The 19,508-nt window shown below is 58.9% G+C and carries 15 protein-coding genes; 9 read left to right on the top strand and 6 right to left on the bottom strand.

What is annotated here, in order from left to right; all coding sequences use genetic code 11:
* Nucleotides 1-106 precede the first annotated feature (106 nt).
* The 3 genes from ASE07_RS01575 to ASE07_RS27880 all read left to right on the top strand — a co-directional run bounded on the left by ASE07_RS01575 (nucleotide 107) and on the right by ASE07_RS27880 (nucleotide 5,353).
* Nucleotides 107-3,280: an efflux RND transporter permease subunit gene (locus ASE07_RS01575; protein WP_057289020.1), complete on the top strand. Its 3,174-nt coding sequence runs from the start codon at nucleotides 107-109 to the stop codon at nucleotides 3,278-3,280.
* Entirely contained in the window at nucleotides 3,281-4,732 is a 1,452-nt protein-coding gene (locus tag ASE07_RS01570) for an efflux transporter outer membrane subunit (protein WP_442946035.1), read from the top strand.
* Nucleotides 4,733-4,960: 228 nt separating this feature from the next.
* A complete protein-coding gene (locus ASE07_RS27880) occupies nucleotides 4,961-5,353 on the top strand; it encodes a DUF4148 domain-containing protein (protein ID WP_082583878.1) in 393 nt (130 codons plus the stop codon).
* 306 nt (nucleotides 5,354-5,659) lie between these two features.
* Here ASE07_RS27880 and ASE07_RS01560 read toward each other — a convergent pair whose 3' ends face one another.
* Nucleotides 5,660-7,225: a 4-hydroxyphenylacetate 3-hydroxylase family protein gene (locus ASE07_RS01560; RefSeq protein WP_057289019.1), complete on the bottom strand. Its 1,566-nt coding sequence runs from the start codon at nucleotides 7,223-7,225 to the stop codon at nucleotides 5,660-5,662.
* 180 nt (nucleotides 7,226-7,405) lie between these two features.
* On the opposite strand from ASE07_RS01560, the gene ASE07_RS01555 reads away from it, so the two are divergent.
* The 3 genes from ASE07_RS01555 to ASE07_RS01545 are packed head-to-tail and all read left to right on the top strand — an operon-like array spanning nucleotide 7,406 to nucleotide 9,437.
* Nucleotides 7,406-8,056, top strand: a complete 651-nt coding sequence (locus ASE07_RS01555) for a TetR/AcrR family transcriptional regulator (RefSeq protein ID WP_235548308.1) — start codon at nucleotides 7,406-7,408, stop codon at nucleotides 8,054-8,056.
* Complete coding sequence (locus ASE07_RS01550; RefSeq protein ID WP_057289018.1) at nucleotides 8,053-8,592, top strand: isochorismatase family protein; 540 nt, start codon at nucleotides 8,053-8,055, stop codon at nucleotides 8,590-8,592. The genes ASE07_RS01555 and ASE07_RS01550 overlap by 4 nt, the downstream gene beginning before the upstream one ends.
* A gap of 59 nt (nucleotides 8,593-8,651) precedes the next feature.
* A complete protein-coding gene (locus tag ASE07_RS01545; RefSeq protein ID WP_057289017.1) occupies nucleotides 8,652-9,437 on the top strand; it encodes a metallophosphoesterase in 786 nt (261 codons plus the stop codon).
* A 27-nt stretch (nucleotides 9,438-9,464) separates the two neighbouring features.
* Here ASE07_RS01545 and ASE07_RS01540 read toward each other — a convergent pair whose 3' ends face one another.
* Nucleotides 9,465-13,649, bottom strand: coding sequence for a DEAD/DEAH box helicase (locus ASE07_RS01540; RefSeq protein ID WP_057289016.1), 4,185 nt, complete (start codon nucleotides 13,647-13,649; stop codon nucleotides 9,465-9,467).
* A gap of 154 nt (nucleotides 13,650-13,803) precedes the next feature.
* Entirely contained in the window at nucleotides 13,804-14,532 is a 729-nt protein-coding gene (locus ASE07_RS01535) for a glutathione S-transferase (RefSeq protein WP_057289015.1), read from the bottom strand.
* Nucleotides 14,533-14,790: 258 nt separating this feature from the next.
* Here ASE07_RS01535 and ASE07_RS01530 point away from each other — a divergent pair, with 258 nt between their 5' ends.
* On the top strand, nucleotides 14,791-15,294 hold the full coding sequence (locus tag ASE07_RS01530; RefSeq protein WP_082583877.1) for a cupin domain-containing protein: 504 nt from the start codon (nucleotides 14,791-14,793) through the stop codon (nucleotides 15,292-15,294).
* A gap of 214 nt (nucleotides 15,295-15,508) precedes the next feature.
* Nucleotides 15,509-16,441: an alpha/beta hydrolase gene (locus ASE07_RS01525; RefSeq protein ID WP_057289013.1), complete on the top strand. Its 933-nt coding sequence runs from the start codon at nucleotides 15,509-15,511 to the stop codon at nucleotides 16,439-16,441.
* 77 nt (nucleotides 16,442-16,518) lie between these two features.
* On the opposite strand, the gene ASE07_RS01520 is transcribed toward ASE07_RS01525, so the two are convergent.
* Nucleotides 16,519-17,796, bottom strand: coding sequence for an NAD(P)/FAD-dependent oxidoreductase (locus tag ASE07_RS01520; protein ID WP_057289012.1), 1,278 nt, complete (start codon nucleotides 17,794-17,796; stop codon nucleotides 16,519-16,521).
* On the opposite strand from ASE07_RS01520, the gene ASE07_RS01515 reads away from it, so the two are divergent.
* A complete protein-coding gene (locus ASE07_RS01515) occupies nucleotides 17,779-18,321 on the top strand; it encodes a nucleotide pyrophosphohydrolase (RefSeq protein ID WP_235548307.1) in 543 nt (180 codons plus the stop codon). The two genes, ASE07_RS01520 and ASE07_RS01515, sit on opposite strands and share 18 nt — an antisense overlap.
* 271 nt (nucleotides 18,322-18,592) lie before the next feature.
* Here ASE07_RS01515 and ASE07_RS01510 read toward each other — a convergent pair whose 3' ends face one another.
* Nucleotides 18,593-19,039 carry a hypothetical protein gene (locus ASE07_RS01510; RefSeq protein ID WP_057289011.1) on the bottom strand — a complete coding sequence of 149 codons (447 nt, stop codon included), beginning with the start codon at nucleotides 19,037-19,039 and terminating at the stop codon, nucleotides 18,593-18,595.
* A 54-nt stretch (nucleotides 19,040-19,093) separates the two neighbouring features.
* Complete coding sequence (locus tag ASE07_RS01505; protein WP_057289010.1) at nucleotides 19,094-19,351, bottom strand: hypothetical protein; 258 nt, start codon at nucleotides 19,349-19,351, stop codon at nucleotides 19,094-19,096.
* Nucleotides 19,352-19,508: the final 157 nt, after the last annotated feature.

Below are 19,508 nucleotides of genomic sequence, written 5' to 3'. Positions count from 1 at the left end.
GCGCGGCTAAACCGTACAAGCTTCACTCCCGCAATGGCAGTCACCATGCCAGGACCTCGCATTGCCGGATGAAAGACGACATAGCGACTCTCAAGAGAGAAACAACATGAACTTCTCCAGATTTTTTGTCGACCGGCCGATCTTCGCCGCTGTCCTGTCGATCCTGATTTTCGTGGCCGGCGTACTGGCCATCTTCAAACTGCCGATCTCGGAATATCCGGACGTGGTGCCGCCATCGGTCGTGGTGCGCGCCGCTTATCCGGGTGCGAATCCGAAAGTCATTTCGGAAACCGTGGCCGGTCCGCTGGAAGAGGCGATCAACGGCGTCGAAAACATGCTCTACATGTCTTCGCAGGCGACGTCCGATGGCGCACTGGCATTGACCGTGACCTTCAAGATCGGCACCAATGTCGAGCAGGCGGAAACCCAGGTGCAGAACCGGGTGCAACGCGCCTTGCCGCGTTTGCCGGAAGAAGTGCGTCAGATCGGCGTCACCACTGCAAAGAGTTCGCCCAACCTGACCATGGTGGTGCACCTGTCGTCACCGAACGGCCGCTATGACGATGTCTACCTGCGCAACTATGCGGTGCTCAACATCAAAGACCAGCTGGCACGGATTCCGGGCATGGGAGAAACGCTGCTGTTCGGTGCCGGTGACTACGCGATGCGTGTCTGGCTCGATCCGCAAAAGGTCGCCGCCCGCAACATGACAGCGAGTGACGTAGTGGCCGCCATCCGCGAACAAAACGTGCAGGTTGCGGCGGGTGTGATTGGCGGTTCGCCGTCGAAGAATGCCGAGTTCCAGCTGACCGTCAATACCCAGGGGCGCCTGCAGTCGGAACAGGAATTTGGCGATATCATCGTACGTACTGGTCAGGACGGTTCGGTCACCTTGCTGAAAGATGTGGCACGGATCGAGCTGGGCTCTACCGATTATGCACTGCGCTCACTGCTTAACAACAAGTCTGCAGCGGCCATCGCGATTTTTGAAGCGCCGCAGTCGAATGCGCTGCAATTGTCGTCTGACGTGCGCGCCAAGATGGAAGAACTGAAGAAGGACTTCCCGGAAGGTGTTGAATATAGTGTCGTGTATGACCCGACGCAGTTCGTACGCGAATCGATCAAGGCGGTGATCCACACCCTGCTTGAAGCGATTGCGCTGGTGGTGCTGGTGGTGATCGTCTTCCTGCAAACCTGGCGTGCCTCCATCATTCCGCTGGTGGCAGTGCCGGTTTCCATCGTGGGTACCTTCGCGGTCTTGCTGATGTTCGGCTTTTCGATCAATACCTTGTCGCTGTTCGGACTGGTGCTGGCGATCGGTATCGTGGTCGACGACGCGATCGTGGTCGTGGAAAACGTCGAGCGCAACATCCATGCCGGCTTGTCGCCGCGCGATGCAACGGTGCAGGCAATGAGGGAAGTCAGCGGCCCGATCATTGCAATCGCGCTGGTGCTGTGCGCGGTATTTATACCCATTGCTTTTGTGTCCGGTCTGTCCGGTCAGTTCTATCGCCAGTTTGCGCTGACGATTGCCATCTCGACCGTGATTTCCGCATTCAATTCACTGACACTGTCGCCGGCGCTCGCCGCTGCCCTGCTCAAGCCGCATGATGCGCCGAAGGATGCGCTGACACGCGGCATGGACAAGGTCTTCGGCCGCTTCTTTGGCTGGTTCAACCGTGTCTTCGGCCGTGCATCGGAGCGCTATGAAGGCGGCGTGAAAACGGTGCTGAACCGCAAGGCCGCTGCGCTGATTGTGTATGCCGTGCTCGCCATCGCCGCCGTGTTCGTATTCAAGGCAGTGCCGAGCGGCTTTGTGCCCGGTCAGGATAAGCAATACCTGGTGGGCTTCGCGCAACTGCCCGATGCTGCCTCGCTTGACCGCACCGATGAAGTGATCCGCCGCATGTCGGATATCGCGAAATCGGTGCCGGGCGTGCGCGATTCGATCGCCTTCCCTGGCCTGTCGATCAACGGTTTCACCAATGCACCGAACGCCGGCATCGTATTCTTCGGCCTGGATGAATTCGACCAGCGCAAGTCCGCATCGCAATCGGGTGCCGCCATTGCACAGCAGATCAATACCAAGCTGGGCAGTATCGAAGACGCGTTCATCATGGTGTTCCCACCGCCGCCGGTCAACGGCCTGGGTACCATCGGCGGCTTCAAGATGATGATCGAAGACCGCGGCAACGTCGGCTATGACGAACTGTACAAGGCCGTACAGGCGCTGCAGATGAAGGCATGGCAGACGCCGGAACTGGCTGGCGTGTTTTCCAGCTTCCAGATCAATGTGCCGCAATTGTTCGCCGACATTGACCGCACCAAGGCCAAGCAACTGGGCGTGCCGCTGGCAACGATTTACCAGACGCTGCAGATCAATCTCGGTTCACTGTATGTCAATGACTTCAACCAGTTCGGCCGCACCTATCAGGTCAAGGTGCAGGCAGACGCGCCCTATCGCTCGCATGCCGAAGACATCGCGCAACTGAAGGTTCGTAGCAACAAGGGCGAGATGATCCCGCTGTCGTCGCTGATGCGTGTCAAGGACAGTTACGGCCCGGATCGCGTGCAACGCTACAACGCTTATGTCTCGGCTGATATCAATGGCGGCGCCGCACCGGGCGTGTCCAGCGGACAGGCGCAGGCAGCGATGGAACGGATTGCCAAGGAAGTGCTGCCCAAGGGGGTGACCTATGAATGGACCGAACTGACCTATCAGGAAATTTTGGCCGGCAACACCATGGTGTTCGTGTTCCCGCTGTGCGTGCTGCTGGTGTTCCTGGTGCTGGCTGCGCAATACGAAAGCTGGACGCTGCCGCTGGCGGTCATCCTGATCGTGCCGATGTCGATATTGTGCGCACTGCTGGGCGTCAAGCTGACCGGTGGCGACAACAACATCTTCACGCAGATTGCGCTGTTCGTGCTGGTCGGTCTCGCCTCGAAGAACGCGATCCTGATCGTGGAGTTCGCCCGTGAGCTGGAAGACCACGGGCGATCGGTAGTGCAAGCCGCGCTTGAAGCCTGCCGCCTGCGTCTGCGCCCGATCCTGATGACCTCGATCGCTTTCATCATGGGCGTGGTGCCGCTGGTGTTCTCTTCCGGCGCCGGTGCGGAAATGCGCCATGCGATGGGTGTCGCCGTGTTTGCCGGCATGCTGGGCGTGACCTTGTTCGGCTTGTTCCTGACGCCGGTGTTTTATGTGTTGTTGCGCAATCTGGCAAAGCGCCTTGAAAGAAAAGTGCCCGCCATTGAATCCGCTTCGACGGGAGTTGCGTAAATGATGATGACGAATGAAATGAAGACCAAGACCTTGCTGCCAAGACTGATTTCACCATTGCTCGCAGCCATGATCCTGGCAGGCTGCGCGGCACCGGAGTTGCGTGCACCGGACATCGAGATGCCATCCGGCTTCAAGGAAGCGAGCTTCGCGGAAGCGGCACGCTGGAAACCGGCCCAGCCGGCTGAAGCACAGCCGCGCGGCGAATGGTGGAAAGCCTTTAACGATCCCGCACTTAACAAGCTGATCGATGACGCCACCGCCGCCAACGCTAATCTCGCCGCAGCAGCGGCCCGCGTGAAGCAGGCGCGTGCGATTGCGGGCGTCGCCGAAGCCGATCGCATGCCGACGGTAAATGCGGAATTCGGTCCGCAGCGTGGGCGTAGTTCGGCGGTGGCTCTTGGGCTGCCGGCGGGTACCCCGGTGCCGGCGACCACTGCTTGGCAGGCACGCCTGACGGCCAGTTATGAAGTCGACCTGTTTGGACGGGTAAGCAATAACGTGAGCGCCGCGCAGGCGGATGCAGCCGCCAGTGAAGCGACGTATCGCTCGGTACTGCTGGCACTGCAGGCCGATGTGGCACAGACGTATTTCCGTCTGCGTGCAGCGGATGCGGAGCTGTCGTTCCTGAACGAGACCGTGCGTCTTCGGGAAGAGAATGTCCGCATCAATCAGCGTCGTTACGACCTGGGTGATGCCGGTGAGCTCGACGTGGTGCGCGCAAGGACCGAATTGTCGACCATCCGTTCCGAAGCGATTGCACTGGAACGGCAGCGCGCGCAACTGGAACACGCGTTGGCGGTATTGCTCGGCAAACCAGCGGCGGCCTTCGGTGCACAGACCAATCCGCTTCTGACAGCGTCCATGTTGCCGGGGATTCCCGCCGGTCTGCCATCCGCGCTGCTGGAACGCCGTCCGGATATCGTTGCCGCCCAGCGCGCGATGATTGCATCGAATGCGCGTATCGGTGTGGCACGGTCGGCAATGTTTCCGGCGCTGCGCCTGACCGGCGCGGGCGGCAGCGAGTCGGCTGATTTGTCCGATTTGTTCCAGTGGAGCAGTCGCAGCTGGATCATCGGTGCGCTGCTGTCATTGCCGGTGATCGATGGCGGCCGGAACCAGGCCAACATCGTGCGTAGCCAGGCGGCGCTGGAAGAATCGGTGGCGGGATACCGGCAAAGCGTGTTGACCGCGTTCGCCGAGGTCGAAGACAACCTGGTTGGCTTGCGCACGCTATCGGGACAGGCGGAAGCGATTGACGATGCGCTGGCGTCGGCACGCCGGTCGGCGGATCTCGCCAACAAGCTGTATGCGGCGGGACGCACCAGCTATATCGAGGTGCTGGATGCGCAGCGTAACCTCGCGACCGTCGAGCGCAGCGCCGTGCAACTGCGCGGCGCGCGGGCGACGACGACGGTCGCCCTGATTCGCTCGCTGGGCGGCGGCTGGTAAGTTTCACAAGATTTCAAGAATTTCAAGGAGGGGCGCAAGGAAGAAAAATGCAGAAGCAGGCAAACGATTATTTCGGAAACAGAAATGATGCATTGCGGCATACGTGGTTTTTCTTCCTTCGTGCGACGGATAGACTGTGCTTCATCGATGAGCACACAACGCAGTGCGACTCTCGAAGGACTCAGAACAAATGAGCCCGGAGTCAATTAACCTTATTTGGAGAATAAAATGAACGCCAAGAATCTGATTGCTGCCGTTGCTGTTTTTGCCGCCGGCTCTGCATTTGCTGATAGCACCTACCCCTACGTCGACCACAGCGGTTTCGTGTCGACCAAGACACGCGCTGAAGTCATTGCCGAAATGAAACAGGCAAACCCGAGCGGTCAAATCGCTCACAACTCCGAATTCGTCGAATTCACCAACAAGAACGTTGCTTCGGGCAAGACACGCGCTGAAGTGCGCGCTGAACTGGAAGAAGCTTATGCGCAAGGCCAGTACGCCAGCAACCGTAACAGCGAATTTGTTGAATTCACCAACGTCGCATCGACCAAGACACGCGACCAGGTACGCCAGGAAGCCGTTGCTGCTGCCAAAGGCAAGAGCGCCGCTGCAGGCGAGTAATTCCCGCGAAGCCGGCCTAGTTTAGTGCCGGTAACCGGCGGTCGCCGCGAAGCCCGATCGCCATTGCCGTAATTTGTAAAGAGTCTCCTCCACTCTCTCCAAGAGTTGGATTTATGCCCGCTGACCTTGTGTCCGCGGGCTTTTTTTTGCGCTGCGTTTGTACATTGTGCTGCATTGCGTTTCCTTTGGCATCATCGCAGCTGATACCGAAACATCAGTAAACGCCGTCGCCCGAATTGCCCGTTACAGCCTGTTGAGAATTTAGAGCACCAATCAAAATGACGATGCCAAGGGGCCATACGACAACTACGCCTCTCGTCTCTTTACCGACACCGGCAAATCCACCATCACCGGTGCCCCCGGCACCGTGCATCCGGTTGAGCAACACTTCCCCGGCTGCTTGTTCGCCGTGATCGGCCGGCGCGGATCATCAACAATTCCGCGCTCCATCAATCTCTCCACCAGTTCAACCTTATTGCCGATCGGGTAGTTCCGGTAGATCTCCTGCTTCATGGCCGCCGGCGATCCACCGCCATGCAGGCTGATCACCGAATACCATCCGCCCTGGTACGACGCCGTCAAGTCTTCGATAAATCGCGCCGCCTGTATTCGCTTGTCATAAGGCACATCCGGGTTGGCGCGCAGCACGTCGGCGAGATTGGCGGCCGTTTCCGGATTGTGGTCTTCGTCCGGTCCAGGCAAGGTAACGATCAGGCCGCCCGACACGTAATGCGCGATGCGGTGCATGTCATAGATCTGGGTTGCCAACAGCAACTTGCCGATATTGGAAAACACCGCATCCGGTACAAAGGTTTTTGCCTCCGCATCCTGAGTCGCATAGACCGAAGCGGCTACCCCGCAGGCATAAAAGCCTTCGGTGATCTTGATCAGTTCCACCATCTGCTCGCGCAAATGCGTTTCCTTGCCCGGGTCGAAACCGTTTGCCTCGCACATCAAGGCACCGGCGCCAATCAGCAAATCGCCAAAGCCGGCGCGCGCACCAATACAGCTATGGCGATGGTGCGTCGCATAGTTATAGGTCATGTAGGACGAGTGTTCCCATTCACCCGCATAAAACACGCGCTCCCAGGGCACGAAGACCCGATCGAAGACCAGCACTGCGGTGGACTGACCGAACTTGCTGGAAAACAGCGCCGCCTTTTCGCCGGGACGACCCGCCGGCCGCGCGATCAGTGTCAGGCCCGGCGCATCGCAAGGCACCGCGCAGCAGACTGCGAACTCGGCATCGGCTTCGCTCATGTTCCGGCACGGCATGACCAGGAATTCATGCATGTAAGGCGCCCCCGTAACAATCGCCTTGGTGCCTGATATCACGATGCCTTTGCCGTTGCGCTCCACGATATGCACGTAGGTGTCGGGATTGGCTTGCTGATGCGGCCGCTTGCTGCGATCTCCCTTGGCATCGGTCATGGCGATGCCGACTGACAAGTCCCGGTCCTGCGCGTCGTGCAGATAATTCAGGAAAGCCTGGCCATACGTGGTGCCCTTATCGGCATCAATGCGGTGAGTCGCCTGATAAATCGCGTTGAAGGCATCATGCGCAAGATAGCGTTGCGCGCATCCGGTTTCCTGGCAAAGCAGGCGTACTGCTTCCAGCTTGTTGAGCAAATCACCGCTGCTGGTATTGATGTGCAACATGCGATTGACCTGCTTGCCGCTGGTGTGCTGCGTGGCCAGCATCAGCGGCGCAAACTCTTCTTTCAGCGCATAGTCATAGGTCACACCAAGCGCATTGATACCCGGTGCAAAGGCCGGCTCATCCGCCACCGACTCGACCCGACGCCCGTCGAGAAAAACCTTCGGCTTGTACTGACGCAGGGATTCACGGTATTGCGCAGATGACATCAGCATTGCAGTCTCCTCAATGAGTGGTGTTGTGCGCTGCAATAGGGTTGAACTTTAACGACCGTTCGCAACGCCTTTGGCATGATGTGTTTCCACATAATGTGAACTATGTTCATTTTTCAGTCAAGGTGTTAATTTAAATGCCGTCTGTGCTACATTTGCTCGATGAAAAAACAAGCAAATACCGTGAAAGACGCCACCATGGAAGTGGAAGCCAATACTGAAGCGCCACGGCTGACCCGTCTGCGCGCGGTCAAGGACATGAAGCGGCAGATGATTCTGGATGCGGCGCGCCGGGTATTTGAAAAGGACGGCTTGCTGGGAGCCAATATGCGGGCCATTGCCAATGAAGCGGGCTATACCGCCAGCGCGCTTTACAATCATTACGCGAGCAAGGAAGAAATTTACGGCGACCTGCTGTCGCAATCGCTGGATCGCCTGAATGACGCCGTCAGCGCAGACGTGCCGGCGAAGGCGAATACCGTGCAACGCATCGAGCATCATGCGCTCGCTTTTTTTGATTTCTACCTGCACTATCCGCGCGAACTGGACCTCGGCTTTTACCTGTTCCAGGGCATGAAGCCGCTGGGCTTGACGCCGGAATTGAACGACCGCCTGAATGCGCGTCTGCGTGAAGCGCTGAGCGGGGTCGAAGAAGGATTGATTGCCCTTGGATGCAGCAAAAAAACGGCGGCGCAGGAAACCACGGCCTTGTTCGGTCATTGTGTCGGCTTGCTGCTGCTGACCCATACCGGCCGCATCCGCATGTTCGGACAGGATGGCCGCACCTTGTTTACGGCCTATATAAAGAAACTCATCCAGCAGGTGAAAAAATGACCAGCCTTTGCGATGCCAGCCGCGCGACGCTCATCATCGTCGATTTGCAGGAACGCCTGATGCCGGCGATCCACGAGAGCGCGCAGGTCGTGGCCAATGCGCTGCGACTGGCCCGGACCGCGAAGCTGCTGGAGATTCCGATTGTGGGTACGGCGCAGAATCCAGCGGGTCTTGGACCCAACGTTGCAGACGTGCATGCGCTTTGCGATATCGTCATCGGCAAGATGGACTTCGATGCCTGTGCCGAAGCCGGCTTCCTGGAACAGCTGCATGAAACACGCGGCGATCTGATCGTCGCCGGCTGCGAAGCGCATGTCTGCGTACTGCAAACGGTACTGGGCTTACGCCGGCATGGTCGCGCGGTGCGCCTGGTTGCCGATGCAATTGGTTCACGCGTTCCCTACAACAAGCAGATGGCACTCGAACGCGCGAAGGCTGCCGGTGCGGAACTGGTGACGACGGAAATGGTGTTGTTCGAATGGATGCGCACGGCGTCCCATCCGCGCTTCAAGGACATGTTGAAGCTGGTGCGATAAACTAACAGGCTCATGTTTATTGCACATTTATTGCATCTTTATTGCGGATACTGTTCTCCATGAAAATCCAGATTGCTTCCGACCTGCATCTCGATGTCCTGCAACGACAATTTCCCGGCTATCGGGTCATTGAACCGGCGGACGCTGATGTACTGGTGATTGCCGGTGATATCCATCACGGCGCCGGGGCGCTTGAGGCTTTTGCCGATTGGCCGGTGCCGGTCGTCTATGTGAACGGTAATCATGAGGCTTACCACGAACACTATCCCGGATTGATTGAAAAGCTGCGGCAGTCTACCGCCAACAGTCATATCCGTTATCTGGAAAATGCGGAGTGGCGTGTTGGCGACGTGCGTTTTCTGGGTTGCTGCCTGTGGACCGATTACCAATTCAGCGGGTTGCCGCAAGAAGACGCGATGGCCGAGTCGGAGAAAATCCTGTACGACCATAAACTGATCACGACCGACGACGGCTTGTTCAGCGCGGCACATGCATTGCGCATGCATCAAGCATCGCGTGACTGGCTTGCACAGAAGCTCGATGAAGCGTTCGACGGCAAGACCATTGTGGTGACGCATCATGGCCCGCATCCCAATTCGGTCCATCCTCGCTTTGCCGGGTCGCCGCTCAATGCGGCGTTTGTCAGCGACCTGAGTGCGTTGATGGGCAAGGCAGCGCTGTGGATACACGGGCATGTGCATGACAGTTTCGATTACGTGCTGAACGGGACAAGGGTGGTGGCGAATCCACGCGGATATGCGTTGAACCGGCGGGAAGCAAAGAGTGTGGAGGAAGTGGTTTGGGAGAACAAGGCGTTCGATGCAAGGCTCGTCGTGGAGGTTTGAGGAGTAGTGGTCCTCGGTAATTCCCGGCTATTCGACAAACCGCCCCAACTCCAGCCGCAACAACGCCAGCATCTCTTCCGACGACAATCCGGCTGCAGCCTCGCCACCATCCAGCAAGCTCTCGGCCAACGCCCGCTTGCGCTTATGCAGTTCCACGATTCCCTCTTCTATCGTATGCCGAGCGATGAGCCGGTAGATCGTCACCGGACGTTGCTGCCCGATCCGGTGCGCGCGATCCGATGCCTGGTCCTCGACCGCCGGGTTCCACCACGGGTCCATATGAATCACATAATCGGCTGCCGTCAGATTCAGCCCGGTACCGCCCGCCTTCAGGCTGATCAGGAACACATCGCCATCCCCTGCCTGAAAAGCTTCGACCCGGCGTTGCCGTTCCTGCATCGGTGTCGATCCATCCAGATACTGGTAGCGCACGCCACGCTGGTCCAGCCAGCCGCGAATCAGGCTCAGGTGATCGACAAACTGGCTGAACACCAGCGCCTTGTGGCGGTTCTCCAGCAATTCGTCCAGCAGCTCGCCGAACGCCGCCAACTTGCTGCTCGCCAGTCCGAGTTCAGGCGCAACCAGATTCGGATTGCAGCACGCGCGCCGCAGCTTCATCAGTTCGGTCACGATCTGCAAGGCCTTTTGCGTGGCCGGCATATCTTCTTTTTCGAGCCGTTCCAGCGCGATACGCCTTAGCGCTTCATAGAGTGCGGTTTCTTCCCTGGTGAGATCGACATGGCGCAGCATCTCGGTGCGGGAGGGCAGCTCAGCCAATACCTGCGCCTTGGTCCGGCGCAGGATGAAGGGATGAATCAGGCGCCGCAAGCGCGTGCGCACGCGGACATTCTTGTGCCGCTCGATGGGTAGCGCAAAACGTTCATTGAATTGCTCCGCTGTACCAAGCAAACCCGGATTGATGAAGCGGAACAGGCTCCATAACTCGCCCAAATGGTTTTCAATCGGCGTACCGCTGAGCGCCATGCGGAAATCACCCTGGAGCGCCATGACGGTCCGGCTGCGCTTGGTCTGCGCATTCTTGATGGCTTGCGCCTCGTCCAGCACGATGGTGTGCCAGTGCATGGCAGCAAACAGTTCGGCTGCCTGTTGCAGCAAACCGTAACTGACAACGACGACATCAAAGGCTTGCAGATCGTCCAGCGTGCGTGCACGCTCTGCGCTACCGAACAGGATGGGATTGAGCGTAGGCGCAAATCGGGCAATTTCGCTCATCCAGTTTGGACATACTGAAGTAGGCGCGACAACAAGCGCAGGCCCTTGCGGCGCACGCAATAGCAGCAAGGCCAGGGTTTGCACGGTCTTGCCGAGTCCCATGTCGTCGGCGAGACAGGCACCCACGCCCCAGTGCGCGAGCTTGGCCAGCCATTGAAAACCCGTCAATTGATAATCGCGTAATTCCGTCTGCAATGTGCCTGGTACAGCGGGCGCATAGGCATCAAGCTCATGCAGGCGCGCGACATGCTGCTGCCATCGCTGGTCGCCAGCAAAGCCGGGCGTCTCCGCCGCCAGTTCTTCCAGCGCACCGGCAGCCAGTGGATGCACCTGCACGGCGTCACCGCCCGGGCCGTCCAGATCGCTGACATTAGCGAGTTCGGCAATACGCCGGTGAAACTCTTCGGTCAACGCAACAAAACGCTTACCGTCAAGCGCAATGAAGCGCCCCTGACCTTGCTGCACATCGAACAGCAGGCGACGCAGTTCGAGTACGGTCTTGTCATCAATGCGCAATGCGCCATTCGCTTCGAACCAGTCGCGATCGCTTTTGATGGATATCTGTAACTGTTGTGGCCCCGCTTCGGCAACAATGCTGAAACGTTCGCCTTGCGGCCAGGCGAGCACGATGTCGGCGCGGCCACGCAACTGCATCAACAGTTCAAGGCAGGACTGCGGATCAGCAAGATACCAATCGCCATGCGTATCGACCGCATCGGCGAGTGCCGGGCAGGCGTCGAGCAGGCTTGCGGCCGTCATGCGTTCTTCCGCAAGCAACCGCTTTGCCTGCAGGCGACGACCGCCCACCTCGGCGATCACATTCTCGCTGCCCTTGCCGGGTGTGTACGATGGACCATCGTCGCCAAAAGGCTTCTGCAGCAATTGCATCTTCAGGCCTTCGCCATACGGCAGCAGATGGACATGCAAGCGCGTATCGCTCTCCACTTTTTCGGTATCCGTGATCGCGCTGCTGCCGTCCGCAATATCGATGTCGGACTGGATCGGCACCAGCGTCGATACTGCGTTCACCGCCTGCAACAACCTGGCCCTGGCGTGCGACGGCACCACCAGCGCATTGTCAATGATGGCAGCGATCCGGCGATGCTCGTCCTTGATCTCGACGATGCGCAGGCGCGATGCGCCCTCTTCAACGATGAGCACTTCACGGCGCGACGTACTGTCCACCGGCGGCTGTAGCGCAAGCCGCAGCTTGCCGTCCCGTTCGGTCACGATCAGCTCGATTTTTCCGGACAGCAGTTCGACCTTCTGTTCAGGCGCGTCTTGCCAGAACACCAATGGATGCCCGATCAATGCAAGCAGTGCCTTGTCATTATCGATGTCATAACTGGGACCGCGATAGAAAGAGGGACTGACACCGATCGCGGCCAGCACCGCCCGGTCCTGCGGTACCAGGAAGCCGAGCGCATCGCTGTCTTCACGCAGGCGCTTAAGCGCGACGGGCCGGCCTTTTCCCCAGTCGCCGCCGGGATCGCGCCGCTGCTCCCTCGGTTCGATCTCCACCGATTGGCTGCGTGCATCGTAAGCAATCATCCACACCAGCCTGCCAGGTGCTTCGGGTTTTGTTGCCGGACGTTGCTCGCGCCGCAAATCCATCAACGCCGATAGCTGTCGCTCCCACGGTTCCTGATGTTCGAACCAGTCGCACAAGTCATCGACTCCCTGCTCACGACGCAAGAGCAGGGCTTGTTCCCCATAGCCGTCTTCACCCAGTCGTGCAAGCAACGAAGCGGCCTGCGCGGCAACCCAATCGAAGCCATGCTGTTGCGCACGCGCGTATATCTTTTCGAGCCTTGCATTGCCCGGAGACGGCAACGGCTGGCCCAGCCAGTAGCTTGCCAGTGCATCGAATAGCGCGGGCAACATGTCGTCGGTCATCGACCGTTCGTATGCCTGCAGCACGTCGGATTTTTGTGCGCCGGCCCAGGTGTCCTGCATGCCCTGCAAGGCATGGAAAATACGCGAACTGCCTTGCGGCGAGCGCTGCGCAAGTGTCAACAACGATTCCGCGAGTTTCTTGTGTTTGGCGTCCTTCGATCGCAACATCGCCAGCACAAAGAAGGCGCCGCTCGGTCCATCGACAAACACATTCCGTTTGCCGCTTTCCTTACGCAGGAACTTGAGCGCCGCATCGAATCCCCGCAGCGCCGCTGCTTGTTCGCCACGCAGCAGCAGAATAGCCGCGCGCGTAAAGCCGGTGGTGGGTGCATGACAATCGCCAATGACGGCTTCGGCCTGCTGCAGGCGTCCGCAGAGCAGCAGATGCTCTGCATAGGCCAGCGACAGCGCATCTTCGTTCCAGGCGCCCTGCGCCAGCCGCTGTTCGGTCCAGATGCGCAGGGGGGCGGCGGTTTCCGGTGCATGTTGCGTATGCGCCAGCAGGGCAACCATCGCATCGTCCTGCAACGCCGGATGCAGATGCTTCAGCAGAGTGGCATCGAAAGGCTGGCTGAGCAATTCGACGTAAGGATGGCGCCGCCGGAATTCCGGGAAACGCGCACAGGTGTCCATCCACAGCGCGATCTTGTCCGGCCCCTGCGCTTGCAGCAATGCCATGCGCAGCCGTGCCAGCGCCTGCTTATAGGTACGCAGGAACAAGTAACCGTCATAAGTGCGGCCCACCGGCGTCGCCGCTTCGACCGCGCGGCACAGCCCGCCGAATGCCGGACCGATGCCTTCCAGTGCCTGCAGGATCACCGGCCGAACGATCTCCTCCACGCAGGTGACCGCATTGGCAGGTGCTTCATTGACAAGCCCCTTGTTATGGAGGTCGGCAAGCAGGTCGGCGACGCCGGCAGCAAGATAAGGATTGCCAGCGCTATCGGTCATGCCGAGCATGCGCAGGCATTCGAGCAGGCGCAGCCGGCCCAGCGGTTCGCCGTGCAGGGCGAGAAGCGCCAGCACCGTGGTTTCTCCTGGCGTACAAGAGGTAAGTTGCTGAGCCAACGTGGGACCGGTCATACGGCGGTGCGGATGGGTTGAAACAGCACGCGCCGGGTATGGCAACGATGGCGGCGAAAAAGGCTGGATGTGATCATTACCGGCTATTTTACCCGTGACACCTCGCTGCGAACCCTGGCTCCTGGCCCCCAGCTAAGCCGCCTAGTTATGATGCTTACCGATCCAGCTCCTTATACGCCCGAAAGATCCCATCGTTATTGAACGGTATCCGTCGCTTCGACTTGAGGTAAGCCTTGATACGTCTGCGTGCGGCGACCCGGTCATGCAGCGCAACCAGCAGTGGATAGTCAGGCTCCAGCCGTTTCATCGCCTTTGGAAAAGCGTAGCGCATGCCGGCAATCACCTGGAATAGCGACAGATCCGCATAGCTCAGCGCATCGCCGACCAGCCATTCATCGCTGTCCGGATTGCGTTGCAGGATGCTTTCAAAATAATCAAAGAACTTCGGCACCCGCGCTTCCAGGAAGTCGCCGGCCCGCCTGCGCGCTTCGGGTTTCTGTTCCTCGTAATACAAACCGCTGCCAATCGGATGATGCGTGTCGTGCACTTCCGTGATGAGGTCGGCAATCGTCAGTTGCAATTGATGCACCCAAATCCGCGCCGCCTCACCCTTGGGCACCAGTCCCAGCCGCGGTCCGAGAAACAGCAGGATGTTGGCAGTCTGGCCGATCAGCTGTTTGCCGGCCTTCAGGAACGGCGGAGCGAAAGGCAGGCGTGTCACCTCGGGGCTTTCCATCAGTTCCATCATCGCTGCCATGCCGAGGCCACGACGTTCGGACCCGCGTGCGACGTCGACATAATCCGCGCCGGCCTCTTCGAGCGCCAGCCGGACAAATTCCCCGCGCCCCTGAATACCGGGCCAGTAATACAGTTCATAGCGCATGTGTGATGTCCTTTCATGTCATTCGTCTGATTTCATTCTATTGAAAAACCTTCATCCTCATGAGGAAGCGCAAGCTTGTTTATGCATGGAAAATCTTTTGCCCCTGTATTCGCGCCATGACATGCGCCGACAGGCAGTGAGTGGACGATGAATAACAGCACTGGACACCCGGAGGAACGCGCGTTGCAAGGTCGCAGGGAACAGTCCTGCAGGATGCAGGGCACCGTCGTATCATGTGGATTCCCAATGGAGGATGCCATGAGCGAAACGACAAGCCAGCCGGATTGGCGCGACAACGGCGTGCGGGTGGTCAAAGGCGACAACCTCGACACCAACACACCGCAGACGCCCGGCATGAACCGCGCCGCCGCAATTAACTATGCCCGTGTCGGCGCGCAAAAACTGTGGGCTGGGACGGTGACCATCCATCCAAACGCCAAAACCGGTGCGCATCATCACGGTGCACTGGAAAGCGTGATCTATGTCGTGCGTGGCCATGCGCGCATGCGCTGGGGTAATGCACTGGAGTTCACCGCAGAAGCCGGTCCGGGCGATTTCATCTACGTTCCGCCTTATGTGCCGCATCAGGAAATCAACGCGAGCGAGGCTGAGCCGCTGGAGTGCGTATTGGTCCGCAGCGACAATGAAGCCGTGGTGATCAATCTCGATATTGCCGCGGTCGAGACGCCGCAAGAAGTGCACTGGGTCGACCCGATCCACAAGCATCCGCACGATCAATCAAGCGATCACCAGCACGATTGACAGGCTCAGTACAAGTGCTACAGATGCAGCCTCGCTTTTGCACCGGATGGCTTTACCTACTGTCCGGGGCGAACGTTTTGCCAAACGTAAAGTCTTATCCTGGCACATCGTTTCCATCGGACACGGTGCTACGTACGGATAGGATGCGCAGGCTGTTATTGACTCACACTGCGGTTCATTTACCCGCCACGATTGTTATCATTCATTCCTGCTCATGGCCTTCAAGTTTTTCTCTTCCGCATTTGCACAACTTATTCGCCGCCGCGGCGTATCCATCGTGGCGGTCTCCAGTATCGTTTCGGTCCTCGCCGCTGCCGGCTGCGGTCAGCTTGCCCAGAAGGAGCGTGAACTGACGTTTCGTGTCGAGCCCGGCACGGCGAGCTGGTATAGCGGCATGCCCGACGACATCGTCGAAGCAACGCTTCCGGTGCAGGTCGATGGCAAGGCGCAGCATGTCAATACCTGGTGGTGGCCGTCACCCAATCCGAATGCACCGGCAGTGCTATACCTGCATGGCGCACGCTGGAACCTCACCGGTCAGTTGTTTCGCATCGAGCAACTGCATGCGTTCGGCTTTTCCGTGCTCGCCATCGACTATCGCGGCTTTGGAAAAAGCGACGGCGACCTGCCTTCCGAAAAAACGGTGTATGAAGACGCGCAAGTCGCATGGCAGCACCTGACCACCTTGCAGCCCGATGCAGGAAAGCGTTTCATCTATGGCCATTCGCTCGGTGGTGCAGTGGCCATCGATCTCGCGGCCAGTCTGCATGGCAAACATAGCAAGAAAACAGGCGTTTCTTCACTGCCCGCCGCGCATGGCCTGATCGTCGAATCCTCATTTACCTCGCTGGTCGACATTGCGCGCTCGCTGACCTATCCATGGCTACCCTTGCAATTGCTGCTATCGCAGAAATTCGATTCGGTGAACAAGATATCCGCCGTCTATCTCCCGGTGCTGATCGTCCATGGTTCCGACGACCGTTACGTGCCGTCACGCTTCAGTGAAAAATTGTATGAGGCCGCGCCAGGCAAGAAGCGCCTGTTGCTGGTGGAAGGCGGTACGCATAACAACAGCATGCGGCTGGGCGCATCGCAATACCGGAAGGCGTTCAAGGACTTGTTTGGCTGGGCGCCGCAGCCTGCCTGAACTGTTTGACCTGCTTTTACGGTCAGAGCGATGCCTGTGAATTTAGACCCGTGTCGTTTTCCCACCAATCCGGCCAATCAAAACCTCGCGATACTGAACGCCTCGAACTTCGCCATATCCATTGCTCCTGCTATCGCCGATGCGATCCATTGCGCAGTATTCACTGAGCCTGTCACACCGAGATGCCCGTGTCCGAATGCGCACCACAGCCCCGGACTGCGCGGCACCGGCCCGAGCACCGGCAAGGAATCTGGCAGGCAGGGCCGATGCCCCATCCACCGCGATGCCTGTGGCGCCAGCCGCAACGCCGGCAAGCCCTCCTTCGCCGCCACGCCGAGGAGGTCGGCGCGTCGCCAGGTCGGCCGCATCCTGAGGCCGCCAAACTCGACGGTGCCGGAAATGCGCAGTCCGGTTTCCATCGGCACCACGAATACCTTGCGATCAGCAAACACCAGAGGGCGCGAGATCGAGATCTGCGGCTCCGCGACGTGCAGGTGATATCCACGCTGGCTTTCGAGTGGCACACGCCAGCCTAGCGGGCGCAGCAGCGCCGCCGACCAGGCACCCGCGGCCACCACGACATGCTGGGTCTGATACGCCTGTTGCGTTCCCTGCACCCGCCAGCCGGCTGATTGACCCGCCGTTTTTGCCAGCCCCATTACGCGGTCACGAAGAATGACGCCACCGCGCTCGCGGAATGCAGCGGCGACCGCTTCCGCATACAGGAATGGTTCAGTCACCGCCCCCTGCTCAGGCATGAAGACGGCAGTGCGATAAGCCGGACTGAGCGCTGGTTCCAGCGCACGGATGCCATCGGCATCCAGGCGTTCAGTACGTACACCGTGGCGCTCTCGCAATTGCCATGAACCGGTGTCCTTTGCCAGCGCATTCGCATCCCGGTACAGGTGAAGCTGCCCGGTTTGCACAACGCGTTGCGGGCAGCCGATTTCCTGTGCAAGCGCCCGGTGGTTGTCCATTGCCCCGGCAAACAATTGCTGTAATGCCGAAGCGATCTGCTCGACCCGCTGCGGCGTCGCCGAGGCAACGAAACGGCTCAGCCATGGCGCCGCGTGCATCCAGTAGCGAAAGGGAACATGCAGAGGACTATCGGCATCGAGCAGCATGGCGACTGCATTCTTCATGACGCCGGGCATGGCCAGCGGCGCTACCGAGCCGAAAGAGATGGCACCGGCATTGCCGTATGAGCATTGCGTGCCGGGCTCTTCAGGATCGATGACGGTAACAGTCATTCCCTTTTTGCGTAAGGCATAGGCAGTGCAGAGGCCGACGATACCTGCGCCAATGACAATAACGCCGCTACCGGTGGCTGCCGCCGTGTGTTGAGTATTCTCCATCCGGCAATGCTATCGCGTCTGGCGCGATGTTGCTTTCGGCTGCTGCCTGCCGCTGCTTTTTATCGCTCGTTGCCACTGGCAGCACTGGCAGCACTGGCCGAAGCAAGGCACACTGGCGACAACGACAACCGCAGGACAGATAACATGGCCGACCTCGACGCAATCCATCAACAGCTCAATCGCTTTCGTGACGAACGCAATTGGCGACAATTCCATACGCTGAAGGACCTGATCATTTCCCTTAATCTTGAAGCGGCCGAACTGCTGGAGCTGACCCAGTGGAAATCGAATGACGATCTCAGGCGACTCGCATCCGACCCGCATTTCCATGATCAGCTGCGCGACGAATGCGCGGATGTGCTGCTCTACCTCTTGCTGATTGCCGGTGAAAGCGGGATCGATCTGTTGCAGGCCGCCGAAGACAAGATCCGCAAGAATGCAGAAAAATACCCGGTGGAGGCCTCTTACGGCTCGTCGACCAAATACACGCAACTCAAGCAGCAAAGCCGCGAACGCGAAGAATGACCAAGCTGATGATGAGCATGCAGCAACTTGAGCGACGTCGCTAATTTCTTCACTGCACATAAGCGATTGCTCATCGAACATATCGCTGGCGATGTGCTGGTTATGTATTTTGGCAAGACCATCGACTTTTCCGCGGCGCACCAACAATGATGCGAACCTGTCAACCAAATAAGGTCTAAACAAAGAACCTGCCATGACTCGACTCGGAGCGCGAAACATTCCGATCCCGTCCTGGCCGGCTTGCCTTCGGCAGTTTCTGAAGAATTCATTGTTAAAAACAAGGAGCGAGCATGAAGAAGTTACCTATTGCCATTTTTATTTCGCTGATCGGCACAGCGACCATGGCCTTCGGACAAACCACCACCACGACTACCGTCACTACCGATCCTTCCAAGGCTGACACCACTTCGTCGGGTGCGGGAACCTCCAGCAGCGGCGCGTCGGGCAGCGGAACATCAGCCCCGGTGACAACCACGACGACAACGGTGGACACGCCGAAGAGCAGCACCTCGGGTTCGTCCGGGTCTTCCGATACCAGCAGCAGCGGTTCGTCAGGTACGAGCACCACCAGTCCCAGCACGACCACTTCTACGACAACGCCTGGCAGCTCAAGTACATCCGGCACCTCGGACACATCGGGCACTTCCGGTACGGCAGGTACATCCGGGACGTCCGGGACGTCGGGCACTTCCGGTTCGAGCGGTTCGGGTAGCTCCACCGATACCAGCAGCTCTGGCTCAAGTTCCGGTCTGAGTGTTCCGCCGATGCCAAGCTACGGCTCGACGGGTTCGTCCGGATCGGGCACAACCGGTACCGATAGCAGCACGTCGGGCACATCGGGTTCTGGAAGCTCGACGACCGGCTCGTCCACCGGCTCCAGCGCCACCGATTCGTCGGGTAGCAGCAGCTCCGGCAGCACGACACCGTCAAGCTCCAGCCCTTCGAGCACCACTACTCCTTCAAGTAGTACAGGAACGACAGGCAGCACCAGCAAGTAAGCCTGTGCTGTCGGAGGGCGTGGCAGCGTCATTCTGCAACCTCCTCCCTGTATGGCTCCGACCGCCGGCAGTACGCCGGCGGTTTTTTATCGTTTAAAAAATGAGGTGATTTCTCTTTTCTGCCTTGCCGCACCCGCAGCTGTCCCCGCATCATCATTAACAGAAATCAAATCCGCTGTGCCCTTGCCG

Origin of the sequence: Noviherbaspirillum sp. Root189 (assembly GCF_001428545.1) — a bacterium.
Lineage (GTDB): Bacteria > Pseudomonadota > Gammaproteobacteria > Burkholderiales > Burkholderiaceae_D > Noviherbaspirillum.
The sequence above is the reverse complement of the archived record's forward strand: the minus strand, read 5'-3'. Positions and strand labels throughout refer to the sequence as shown.